Origin of the sequence: Arthrobacter sp. CAN_A1 (assembly GCF_015751665.1) — a bacterium.
GTDB lineage: Bacteria > Actinomycetota > Actinomycetes > Actinomycetales > Micrococcaceae > Arthrobacter_D.
On sequence record NZ_JADOUR010000011.1, the window covers coordinates 104,845 to 117,217 of the forward strand.

The window sequence follows — 12,373 nt, forward strand, 5'->3', positions numbered from 1 at the left end:
CCCAACAATGCGCTAAAAATCCACACAGCCGTTATAGAACGAGTCAGAAACAGCGGCGACAACTAGGACGCAGGCGGAACCCCCAGCGAGGCTGAGATCAGCCCTCGCTATTCGCTGACCCCACACGTAAAGCGAGCGGTCAAGCGCCACGACGGTGACACCCTTTTGAGATGACCCGTAACTGAGGCACATACTCGGCACCTCGTACCGGTAATTTGCGGTGAAAGCGACAGGATTTCCGCTATTTGATTCGGCCGAAATCTAGGGTCTACCGTCGCGCCGCCGTGCTGCCGCTGTCTACGCATGTTTCAAAGTATGGAACATATACTCCGTCGGTTCGCCCACCCAGGCGTTACCTCACACAGTCGCACTACCACTCGTCAATTGAGGGTCGCCCTCGCTCACAGGGTCAGCCGCACCCGCGACACAACCTTGCACCGCCAGATAAGAATCGGCACTACTGCACGGTGTTGGATCCCGGGTCCACCGGCGCCGGTCACCGATCCTCAGTGTCCAGTTGTACAAGATCACCATGCCGCCAATCCTGCCTTGCGGGACAACAAGGCAGGAGTAGGACTATGACCATCAGCGTTGTCCCCCGCCGCCGTTCCGGCATTGATGCGATCCACGCCGAACTCGTCCCCTCCGCGTGCATCGACGACGAACTGTCCACTCAAGCCCGCCGCGATCCTTACTGGGACCGGCTCTGGGCACCGGGCTCCCAAGCAGCCTGGATCGACAGCCAAACCGCGCGTCACCATTGGAAGTACAAGCTGGGCCGGGTCAACCAACGCAAAGTCATAGACGAAGCCGAAGCGATACGCTACCTCACCTCCAACCGCGGGCGAGCACCCCGTCAAGCCCTGTGGGGCGTGCTGGATTCCTGGCACACGGTCTCCGCCGAACAAGCCGCCGCACTTACCGGCTACCGGCTGCTGCTGGACCCGAACTTCTCACAAGTTAGCGCGTCCTTTGCGATGAACGTCTTGGACATCGGCGCGTACACCAGTCCCTCGATGATGGCACCGGGACTCACACGCAGCAGCCTCTACCGGCCCAGCAACTCCACTGTGTTCGAGTGCCAAATCAAGGACACACTCACCTGGCCGGAGTGGGTTTCGATCACCGGCGGTTACCCCTGGAGTGCAGGCGGTCAGTACGATCGGCACAACCTCCTAGCCGTAGAGTTGGCTCTTCGCGCCGCTGAGTACCTACCCGTAGGAGCCATCATGGGCGAGAAATTTTCCAATGTGGACCTGCTCGCCGGATCAGGGCTGGGCAAGAAATTGAAAAAACCGGACAACCGCCGCGCCGACGGGACTATCGTCCGAGAGGACGGCATGCGAATCGCTTACGAACTAACCGCGTCAGCCACAAGAGGGTTTGAGAACAAGGTTCGGCGCTGGGCACAGCTCATCAGTGAGAACCCTCTGGAAACCTCCGGGCTGACCGTCGTGTTTGTCGCCGCACCCCACCCGAACCTCGGCTTGGGCAGCCACGCCGACCCTCGCCCGGAAATCTACCGCCGCCTCGCCAAAGTACTGCGCGAATTCCCCGGCTCGGGAAAAGATTCACCCGCTGCCCGCATCGGTGTCACCTCCTGGGACGAATGGTTCCCAGCACGCCACGAGATGAGCGAAGCGTTCTTCCGCCTGAGTGCCGACTTCGCAATTAAGAACGGCAAAGGATCAGAACGCTGGGTGCCACGCAGCCTCCTCGATATGGATTTCGTTCCGTGGCATACCTTCGACGCGACTGCCCTCGTCGACAACTCGAAGCTGCTCACCGCCACCCCTCACTGGCTACGCAAGGGAGAACACACCCACCTGATCGGCACCCCAATGGACCGCGCCGGCGTGCAAGTCCCCCACCCGGCACCTGTGCGACCGGAGCTGGTCAAGGGCCGCCCGCTCGGAGCAGGCGTCGGCGTCGCCGGAGACACTCAACCGCCGGCACGGCTACAAATAATCGGCTGACCACAAGGCCCCGCCGCCGGGCTTGTCATACGGACATATCAGGAGTCGAGGCCCTGCGCATGGGGCGGGAAGAGTTCAGCGGGACGCCGCACACATGACTGTCACGGCCTGATAGTAACGGCCCATAGCAACACCTATCCACGACAGCGACACCTATGAAACGGAGCATCATGCCCCCCGAAAGTTCGAACCGCCACGAGGTTGATTCCCATGATCGCCTGGTGCATGCGGAGCACATCTTCCAGCTCGCCCAGGATGACGGACCGAGTGAAGACGACTTCGCGCCACTGCGCGACGAAGTCGCCTCACCATCGACCGCCACCCAGAATCCATCCGCAAGGAGGTACTTCATGAACGACACGAATCCGACAGGACTAGCCATCAGCGAGTCCACCACCGGTACAGAGGATGTTGCGGCGCCTGCAGGCCCTGGGACACCGAAGCGGGCTACGAGAGACGCCCTTGTTCACACGATTCCCGACCTTCCGCAGTGGACCGCCGCCGACTACTCCTCCTTCATTACCGGCTCTGGAGCAGACAAGCTCGCAGACTCCGCTGTGGCGCCGTTGGTCGCAGCAGCTCGCGGTTACAGCCGGATTCACGAAGCGAACTTCACCGCCGAACTGAAGACACTGGGCGTGAAGTCCACCACCCGCCAGGGTCGACAGCTGAAGCGCCTCGTGGGCGAGATCCACGGCCGGGACGGAATGACGATGCCCTGGTATTCGCCCGCCGACATCCAGATCGCCTCCCGCGATGTAACCTCACCCTTCCCCTCCCCGTTCACGCACCAGATCAGGCCTTCGCACCCGGTAGAGAATGGCCACGACAAACCCATCGAGTACGAGTTCGTCGCAGGGATTGGCCCATCGCTCGATGTCCACCCGGCTACCCCCGTCGAGTGGATCGACACCACCCCGGTCGTCATGATCGCCGAAGGCATGCTCAAGGGTGACTCCGCGCTCAGCGCGTACCTGCGCGACTGCGGGGTGCCCTGGGATGACCTGCGCAGCGAGGGCGTCGATGACCCCGCAGCGAAGCTGCGTTCCGTCATGAAAGCTATCCCGGCCGAAAAGCACGTTCTGATCATCTCCATCGGCGGGATCCGCAACGCCATCCAGAACCGGGTCGACTGGCGCGAGATCAGCCTCAAGGACCGGATCGGCTGGATTGCCTTCGATGCTGCGCTAGCGTCCAACCACCACGCCCACAAGGCGGCCAGCAATCTGTTCGAACGCCTCATCGAGCGGTCCAAGATGAGCAAGGTCCTGTTCCTGAACCCCCAGGTTGTCCGTGGCGATGACGGCACTAAATCCAAGGCAGGCGTCGATAACTACCTCGCCAAGACCGGAACTTGGAAGGACCTGATCGGTCAACTCACCAAGACCATGCCCGCTGCGCCTCCACGCGACCGGCAGGAGGGCTCCGGCAAATGGAGGATCTCCAGGAGCGGACAGACAGCCGAGGAGTGTGTTCCCGTCATGAACGGGCCCGGAGGAACCATCGGTGGCTACCGGTGGGAGGAGCGGGTGCCCCTGGGCGGCCGTGTCGTGTGGGTGGAGACTTGGCGCCAGCCTACCCCCCAGGAACTGCTCACCGGCACCTTCGACGCCAACGTGAGTGCCGACGACATCGAGGACTCGCAAGTCGCGATCGAGGTCAGTTGGATCGACCATGGGCAGGACCGCTCGGCCCTCGTCACCGGCCCGGAGACCATCCTGCACTACGCCCCGGCCGACTGGGTGCGCGAAAAAGCGGTCATACCGTCGAATCTGCTGTGCCACCCCGCGTGGCCACCGCGCGCCGCCAAGGGCGAGTCATGGCTCTCCGCCATGAAGGAGCACCGCGCCGACGAGACGGTCATCAAGACCAAGTGGATGCAGATGGGATGGGTGCCCGTCGAAGGTGGTGACCCGGTTTTCCTGATCGGCAACCAGATCATCGGCGACACCGACAGCACTGAGCTCGCCTCCTGCGGTGTCGATGCCAAGGAAATTCCGGTGGCATCCCACTACGGTGTCCAGTTCCCCTCCAAGGATGAGGACGGCGACCTCGAGGATGAGAAGTACCGGGACCTGGTGCGCCAGGACTTCCGCAAGGTCATGGAAGCCTACATCACCGGTCTCGAAGGGGTGGGCCCGGCCTGGACCGAGCCCGCCACCGCGGCGATCGTCCTATCCGCGGGCCTGCGGCCGGCCATCCCGCTGCGCCCACGCTCCACCGTCTTCTTCTGGGGCCCGCCGAACGCCGGCAAGTCCTGGAGCGCCAGGTGCTCCATGTATTTCTGGGCCAGGGACGGCTCCGACTGGCAGGACCAGCTCCCCGGAGCAGCCAAGGACACCGTCGCCTACCTCGAGCACTGCGTTGCCCATACGCCCATTTGGGTCGTCGACGACCTGGCACCCTCCGCTCTACGCAGGCAGGCCGAGTCAGAATCAGCGAAGCTGGCAGACCTGACCCGGTCCATCTTCAACAACGCAGCCAAAGGCCGCATGAACGCTGACATGACCAGCCGCAGGGTCAACAAGCCCATCGCGCAGCTGATCATCACCGCCGAAAATGAGCTGACCACCCCGTCGGCGAAGGAACGCCTCATCCCGGCCTACATCGGTCCCGGCAAGTTGAACCCCTCACGAGTCTCCACCGACCGCATTAGCGATATGTCCAGGAAGGACCGGGTGCAGGCCCGGTTCACCCTGCACCTGCTGCGCTTCATTCGCCACACGGCGATCAACCACGAGGGCGGCTGGGCGGCCTTCATTGAAAGCCTGGGTAAGATCCGCGACAGCGAAGCCAAGGCCGCTGCGGACATGATGAAGCAGATGAACGCAGCACCCGGCTCGCTCGAGCGCACCTCAAAGCTCGTCGCGGACCTGCTGCTGACCTTCCAGATGCTGCGGCAACTGGCGGCCGAGTTGGACATGGAAAGGGAGTTCGTCGACCAGCTCTCTCTGGAGGGCATCGGCCAGGACCTCGTACGCCTGATCACCAACGCCCACGCCGAGAACAAGGACGCCTCCCCCGGCCGGTCGCTGGCTTCCGCGCTGGCTGCGCTCATGGCCTCCGGGCAGGGGCACATCATCAGCGCTGACGACCCCACCCGCCCTCCCCTGCTCGGCGAAGTGAATGGTGCAGCGTTGGACAACCACCGACTGGGCTGGGTAGCCAGCGGCAGCGGGGACGGAAGCCTCCGACCGTCCGGGCCGAACATCGGAACGCTCGTGACGGTCAAGGACGTAAGCGTGATCCTCTTCTCAACGGAAACCGCTTTCGGTGAAGCCCAGCGCAAATACCCGTCCCTGATCCAGCCCGGCCAGGGGCAGTCCTCGGCGTGGGCTGCGGTCTGGAATGAGGGCCTCGCACCGGTCTTTCTCAAGCACCCGAAGAACAGCCGCGGCAATCCCATCAACACCTGGCGGGCGCGCCGAGGATCGATCGCCATCACGGGGGTACCGGTGCCCCTAGCCGTCATCCTCAACGACGGCCATCCGGGCCCTCGATGATGGACGCTAGGGAGGCCGCTGCCGCTGGTTGATACCTCGTCCAGGGCCTCTAGGTTCGACCACGAAGGGCCGCTCATACCGGAGCGGCTCTTCGACGTTCCCCGGCTCCGGGCTGTGTAGGGCTCGAAACAACCCGGTCCGCAGCGCCCGGACGGGGTTCGACAGGAGTCTTTTCGGCAATCCGACCGTGTCCGCGCTTGTCCAACTGGCTGGTCGGACATTAACTTCCGCGCCGTTACTGGGCAAAAGGATATATCTATCTATCTGTCCTACTTAACCTCACATAATTTATATACTCCACACATAAGGGCCCTATATATGCTTCTACCCTCCTCGGAAACATATATACCCCTTCTCCCTTGAGTATCCTGTTTTCGCGCCGGTCTGGTCGGACACCGGCTGAGAACTGCCTTAAAAGTTGCTCTCACTAGGTGTTATACCGTCCGACCACTGACTCTTTTTTGGTCGAACGTTGCCGGACACGGTGGGACAGACCCGACCCGAAACACCGTTCTCGGTCACCTCCCATCTCGACCCGCGCTTTTCAGCCTAGGCTTGGCATCCGGCGTTCTTCCGCAGCAAGCTCCCGACCTCCCGAAACGGCTTCAAGCACCGCCTCTGCCGGATGCCCGATACTGCCTCATCCGCCAGCCCCGGCGCTGACCTCCCATACCAGAGCGCAAGCCGCAATGGCCTACAAATGATCCCGGAAGCCGTCGCTTCCACTTTCGTGCAGCGGGCATGGAAAGGAGCTCCCGTAACGGTCAGTGGCTCTGTCGTGTGAGCCGCCGCTTGCGGTCAAGGACGTGCTTCCGCAGCAAGCTGCACCGGGACACCCGGATTACCCCGGCTGCGAAGCGTGAGGCGTCGGTTCGAGTGCTCAAAGATGAACCTCCGTCCGGACTTCGGTCTCCGAGCCGTTGTCCAACAGATTGGACATTCTTGGCCGAAGGTAACCGTCCAAGGTCTGACGGTTCTCTTCGACTGCAATCCAACGCCGCCCCAGCTGTTGGGCAACGGCAGCCGTCGTGCCCGACCCGGCGAAACAATCAAGGACGACATCGCCCGGCTCAGAAGCCAGGCTCAGAATGCGCCGGAGAAGGCCTTCCGGCTTCGCACTGGGAAATGGTCGGCCCGGGAATAGCTCTTGCTGCTGACGGGCAGCGTCTTCATTGGTTTCCATCCCGCTGAGTTGCCACGACCAGAGGTTCGTTACCAGCTTCGGCCTCCCACCAGGAGCAACATAGCTGATCCGGAACGGCACTTTCGGAATTACGAACTCGGCGCCGTCGGAGATCAACAGGTCCACCTTGGCCGCCGAATAACGCGAGGGGAGCGTCATATGCAGCCAGGTCGTGTTGCGGCCGCCCGATACATTGACGTCCTTGACGAGATGGGCATCAATGCCCGGAGATGAGTGATTGCCCGCCATGTAGGTTCCGTCGCTGCAATTGAACCTGACCGTATTAGGTGGGAAGGTGAGTTCCACGACCCGGTTTCCCCTGTGGGCGAGCGGAGTCCGCGTGCCAGGTTTCGTGATTCCCTCTGTGAAGGGTGGAAGCTTTGAGCGGTCCTTTGCGTAAACCAAAATGAAGTCCGTCACGGAGGACATCTGTCCATGCAGGTAGGCCGGGCGCCGTGTGCGTTCCCAGGTGATGATCCCGGCGGAATTGTCCGCGCCGAAGAGTTCGTCGCATAGCACCCGCGCTGTGCCGAGTTCATTCGCATCCACGTGTAGCCATAGTGACCCGTCCTCTCTAAGCAAGGAGTGCACGCTCCGCAGGACTTCGCGCATCAGGCCCGCCCATCCGCCGGTTGTTCGATGGTCACGATAGTGGCCACGGGTCGATTGCGACCCGCGGGTGTTGAACGGCGGATCGAGGTAACAAAGCTTCACGCTGCTTTTCAACCCGGTGGCCAAAAATTTTGGCAACACGTGGCGGGCATCCCCGAGATGGACCGAATTGGCAGAGATCCCCAAAAAACTCATCCGCCAATTATCTCCTATGAAGAAAGCCCATCTGAACCCTGCGTACACGCCAAGAACGTATCGAAGATAGTGGCCCTGCAGTTGGGGCGGGCAGGGTTCGGTCGGATGCCGCACACATGACTGCCACGGCCGGAAGGCGACCGCCCCGGGCGACATCACCAACAGGAAGTGAACACTATGGCCACCGCAAGTTCGAACCTTCAAGACATTTCGACCGCCCACGAATACCTGGTGCAGGCGGAGCGCAACTTCTACCTCAGCCAGGAGAGTGGTCTGGGCGAGGACGACTTCTCACCGTTGCACGACGGAGATGTCCCAGACGCGTTCTGGCTAGGCGCCGTCGCGATGTTCATCACTGAAGACGGCATCGACGGCATCGACGGCAACGCCATCGTTGCACGCAACCAAGGACCCATTCTGGCCGCGCGAGCAGCCGGATACACGGTCGGGGAAATCGCCGAATACGCCGTGCTCAAAGAGCGCGGCCGACACCGCTAAGAGAAGGTAACGGACCCCTTTGGCGGTAGTCGGACCCTCGACGCGTGCGGCCACCCCATGGAAAGACCATGACGTGTGGTCGTCACATGAACAAACGTTCGCAAACCACCTCACCACAGGTGTCCCTACCCAGTCCCCGAACACCGCGGCAGGGTGGTTATCAGCCAGGCCGCTTGTCGAAGGGCGCCAGTAGGGACCCAACACCCTGTGGAAAGAGGCTAGCTCAGCTCGCGGTTTGGCACTCGACACCTTTCGGAGCCGGTCCGTGCCGTCCCCGTCTCAATCTCCGTCTAATCGCGGTGAGAGTTCATGGGTGATCCGTACACATGACGAACTGTGAAGATCATCTACCGGAGGAGAAGCGAATGTACGAGCCCTACCACTATTGCGCGGAAGCAATTCAGCAGGCATATGACGGGATTCAGGGTGCGCCACTCGGCGTCATCGAGGAATTGCTGGAGGACATCTTATTCCTCGGTGCCGTAGCTCTCAAACTCGAAAACGCTGTTCCGGATCCCGTCCGTTGGGTTGAGGAGCACCAGCAACTGATCCTGGCGAACCGCGATGACGGTTACTTGTTCGTCGAAGTCACCGAACGGGCGCAGGATTTGGCAGCGGCGAAGGACTGGATCTCCCGGTTCTGTGACGCGGTCTATCCTCACGAGGACAACCCGAGAGTGAAGCTGCTCGAGTTCGCGGGGGAATTAGAGGCGCTCTCCTTCTCCCGAGCGGTGCAGGTTGAATTCGTCGCCCTCGCCTTCCTTCTGACCGACCCCGCCTGGCGCGCGCAACTGTTGATCAATCTCGCCGCCGAGTCGAGGAATAAGCAATGACATGCCAAGGGCCTGTGTGCACTGTTCTGAAGGTTGGAGTCACCGTGGCTGAACTGTCCGTATGGGGATCGTCCAGCGGAACGAGGACTTTCACAAGAACACGCCTCAGTAGGAGCGTCCGTTAGACCCGTCCGATGAACTGTCCGGATAACGGACGCTATACAGAACACGATGGAGAAGAGCATGAAGATCGGATATGCACGGTGCAGCACGGTGGAGCAGGACCTCGCAATTCAACGAACCCAACTACGCGAACTTGGCGCCACACGAATCTACTTCGATCATGGGCTTACCGGAACTACCAGGGATAGGCCGGGCCTTCGAGAGGCACTGGCTGCGGTCCGCGAGGGGGACGTGTTGATCGTCGCCAAGCTGGACCGGCTGGCAAGATCCTTGCCTGATGCCCGCAACATTCTGGAGGAGTTGAACACGCTGGGAGTGAGTCTGCAGTTAGGAAACTCGATCCACGACCCGAAGGATCCAATGGCTCGTCTGTTGTACAACACACTAGCTATGGTGGCCGAGTTCGAGGCGGATCTGATCAGGTCGCGGACACGTCAGGGTATGCAGCTGGCGAAAGAAAAAGGGCGACTCCGCGGCCGGCAACCGAAACTGCGCCCTAGGCAGGAGGCACATCTAGTGTCGTTGCATGCTGCAGGTGAACACACCATCAGCGAGCTCGCCGAGCTTTTCTCAGTATCCCGAGGAACTGTCTACCGCTCCATCGAACGCGCCCGTACCTGAGGGGAGCTGGGCCGGGGCTGAAAACAGGCTCAGTACGGTTCGGGCAGAAGCCCGGTTCCTGAACTTCCAGCCCACCTATTCGGCTAGGCGAGCGGGCGAGTTTTTCAGGGATGTGAAGGGGCCGGCCCGGCCGCAGTATCAAGTTCGGCCCGCTTCGTATGTGGAAGTCAGCAGGTTCCCAACCTTTAAAAGAGTTGGGATTTTCCCAATGTTTCCGTATGGTTGAGACATGCAAGGGCCAATTGGGGCGCGCGTGAAAGCGCGCCTTCAGAACTTAAACGCCAAGCAGTCCGAGGTGGCTGCTCGAGTTGGCATGTCCCCCGATGCCTTCAGCAGATCAGTAAACGGCCAGCGATCCTTCAGCGCGTTGGAGTTGATCGATCTTGCCGAAGTACTCGGGACGTCAATGCACTGGCTCGCAACTGGTGAACCGGATCCTTACGAGCTGAAGCTGAGTGCACGCCACACATTCGATCCGGAGACTCGCTCTCATATAGCTCACGATTGGCGGCAGGCAAAGGAAGTAGTCGAAAGCGCTGCTCTCGCTATCCGACAGGCCGATTACAAGCCCAAGCAGGACCTGGTAGACCTGTCGTCCAGGTCGCCAACTGATGCGGCCCTGATGGCCAGACGAACCTTGACCGGTTCTGCGGGCGCCGACTTCGTGAACAGTTTCCCAGATGCGATTGAGGCGGCCTTCGGTGTTCCGATATTCGTATATGGGCATCAACACAAGTTCGACGCGTATGCCGCTCTTATCAACGAAGTTGCCTTCATCGTCGTGGAGGAGTCTGGTACGTGGTATCGGATCAATTGGGCCCTAGCTCATGAACTCGGACATATCCTGCGAAAAGATCTGCTCAGTCCTGACACGGCAAGAGACGACAGCACTGCTGAAGCCTGGGCAAATGCTTTTGCTGCTGAGCTTCTGATGCCTGCCAACCGAATGCGGGAGATCGACTGGAATAGTCTTGATGACGCCGCGCTCGTAAAGGTGGTTTGGGACCTGCAAGTGTCTGCCGAGGCGCTCTCGAACCGGTTGAGCAGTGGTGTCGTTCGCGGAGTGCGACGGCAAGACCTACTTCAAAGGCCGACCATCCGGACATTAGAGCAGTTCGTTGGACCGTTTCCGGTGATGACTCGATCCGAGCGGTTCCGGCGCCCTAGGTTTCCCGTGGCCCTCCTGGATGCTCATCGCAGACTCGTGGAGGAAAGCCGGAGCTCCGGTCAGACGTTAGCATGGATGCTCGGCGTGCCGGTTGAGGAAATCAACTCGTCCTGGGGACTTCCTCGTGAGAACGACCTCGATAGCCTCACAGCCGCATTTGGCATCGCTGATAGCGCGGTATAAGCGCTTTGCCGGTAGCAATATTCCCTGACACCTGTCTGTTCATTAACTTTGTCGTGGCAGACAAGATGGATCTTCTCCGCGATCTGGTCGCGACGAAAGCGCAGTGGAGCCGGTCTGTTAGTCAGGAAACCGAAGACCTGAGTAGACGCTCAGGATGGGAGGGCCTTAGCGAGCCTTTCACCTTTCTGCCGCAACCGCTCGATCCAACCGCCGCTGAGTTACAAAGCGTCCGGATAATAAGGGACTATCTGGCGAGCCCTGGCGACCTTCCTCGTCAACACATAGGTGAAGCTGAGACGATTGCTATCATTCAGGAGCGGTATCCTGGCGAGCAAGTCCTGCTTCTCACCGAGGATAAAGGAGTGATTGATTACTGCTTGCAACTCACGGAGATCACCCCGGTTACGACTTTGCAGCTCTTCCAATTGGGTGTGAGGACTGGAAGGTTGTCGCGAGAAGACGCTGTGCTCGCTTGCAATCGACTAAGGGAATTTCAACGTCCCGTGCTCGGATTTCCTCCATTCGACTAGCCTGACCGATACGTCGGAGCCGAGACGCAGGCGGTCGAACCCTGCGAGTGGTATACCGCCGGCATCATTGTGGTTATTTGGTTGCCAAACGGGCATGAGCGCGGACCCCTACCGTGAACTGGTCGAACTTAAGTCGATGATGACCGTCCTGAAAGCCCCGCTGGCTTGCGTCGATCTCAGGTCTTGATGGCGACCGAGCTCCTCGGGCACTAGGCGAGGCTTCGCCCTATCCGCACCGGGCCGCCGCTCGACAGATTCAGCATCCCGAGTAGCTACGGTGTAGCCACTTGGTCAATGCCGCGCCGGACATTAACGCCGAAGACCCGGCGTTCGGGTATCGGTTTATCGCCGACTAGCTGTACTGAGACAGGACGTTGGTTACACGGCTGGTGGGGGCAGTCCCGCCAAAAGACACTCCCTAGTCGTCGTTCGGTAGATACCAGCCATGCTCGCGATGCCTGGGATTTAGCGGCTCTGGATGCTCGCGGTCGTATGCCTCGTTTGCACGACGCACCATCTCGTCGTCGTAGCTGTGCAATTCGTCGTAGTGGTCTTCGCCGGAAACCTGACGCATTCGCAGCGCCTCGCGTTCTTCTGCGAGTTCTTCGTCGGACAGCGAGCAGAGGCTACCTAAAGCGCGTCCAATGACGTCAAGAATGCCCATGAATGCATGCTGTCACACTCGGGGCTACCGACGCGCGATCGCCGGTCAACGCTGTTGCCAAGGCGCGGGAACATTAACGACACCACGATGATGACCGCCGCGCTCGAGCAGATCCGCGCTCCTTCAGCCAGGCCAAGCAATAGCGCGCGCTCGCCTCCCGGTATGACAAGCTCGCCATCGTCGATCGGGTGTCAAGGGCCAGTTAAAGGTGCCCACGGGTGGCCAGCATTACTGCCCGCTGGTGGCCATGAAAACTGCCCGGTCATGGCCATCGGATCTGCCCA

The 12,373-nt window shown here is 60.7% G+C and carries 8 protein-coding genes; 6 read left to right on the forward strand and 2 right to left on the reverse strand.

Annotated features, from left to right (window positions below; all coding sequences use genetic code 11):
- Positions 1-578 precede the first annotated feature (578 nt).
- Positions 579-1,976, forward strand: a complete 1,398-nt coding sequence (locus IWX62_RS12770; protein WP_196841791.1) for a hypothetical protein — start codon at positions 579-581, stop codon at positions 1,974-1,976.
- A gap of 170 nt (positions 1,977-2,146) precedes the next feature.
- The gene (locus IWX62_RS12775; RefSeq protein WP_196841792.1) at positions 2,147-5,479 is read left to right on the forward strand and encodes a hypothetical protein; all 3,333 of its coding nucleotides are present in this window, start codon (positions 2,147-2,149) and stop codon (positions 5,477-5,479) included.
- Between the two features lie 880 nt (positions 5,480-6,359).
- Here IWX62_RS12775 and IWX62_RS12780 read toward each other — a convergent pair.
- Positions 6,360-7,469: a DNA methyltransferase gene (locus tag IWX62_RS12780; RefSeq protein WP_196841793.1), complete on the reverse strand. Its 1,110-nt coding sequence runs from the start codon at positions 7,467-7,469 to the stop codon at positions 6,360-6,362.
- A gap of 177 nt (positions 7,470-7,646) precedes the next feature.
- On the opposite strand from IWX62_RS12780, the gene IWX62_RS12785 reads away from it, so the two are divergent.
- The 4 genes from IWX62_RS12785 to IWX62_RS12800 all read left to right on the forward strand — a co-directional run bounded on the left by IWX62_RS12785 (position 7,647) and on the right by IWX62_RS12800 (position 10,895).
- Complete coding sequence (locus IWX62_RS12785; protein WP_196841794.1) at positions 7,647-7,967, forward strand: hypothetical protein; 321 nt, start codon at positions 7,647-7,649, stop codon at positions 7,965-7,967.
- Positions 7,968-8,332: 365 nt separating this feature from the next.
- Positions 8,333-8,800 carry a hypothetical protein gene (locus IWX62_RS12790; protein WP_196841795.1) on the forward strand — a complete coding sequence of 156 codons (468 nt, stop codon included), beginning with the start codon at positions 8,333-8,335 and terminating at the stop codon, positions 8,798-8,800.
- Positions 8,801-8,971: 171 nt separating this feature from the next.
- A complete protein-coding gene (locus IWX62_RS12795) occupies positions 8,972-9,544 on the forward strand; it encodes a recombinase family protein (protein WP_333483410.1) in 573 nt (190 codons plus the stop codon).
- A gap of 229 nt (positions 9,545-9,773) precedes the next feature.
- Positions 9,774-10,895: a helix-turn-helix domain-containing protein gene (locus IWX62_RS12800; protein WP_196841796.1), complete on the forward strand. Its 1,122-nt coding sequence runs from the start codon at positions 9,774-9,776 to the stop codon at positions 10,893-10,895.
- A gap of 948 nt (positions 10,896-11,843) precedes the next feature.
- Here IWX62_RS12800 and IWX62_RS12805 read toward each other — a convergent pair.
- Positions 11,844-12,089: a hypothetical protein gene (locus tag IWX62_RS12805; RefSeq protein ID WP_196841797.1), complete on the reverse strand. Its 246-nt coding sequence runs from the start codon at positions 12,087-12,089 to the stop codon at positions 11,844-11,846.
- Between the last annotated feature and the right edge of the window lie 284 nt (positions 12,090-12,373).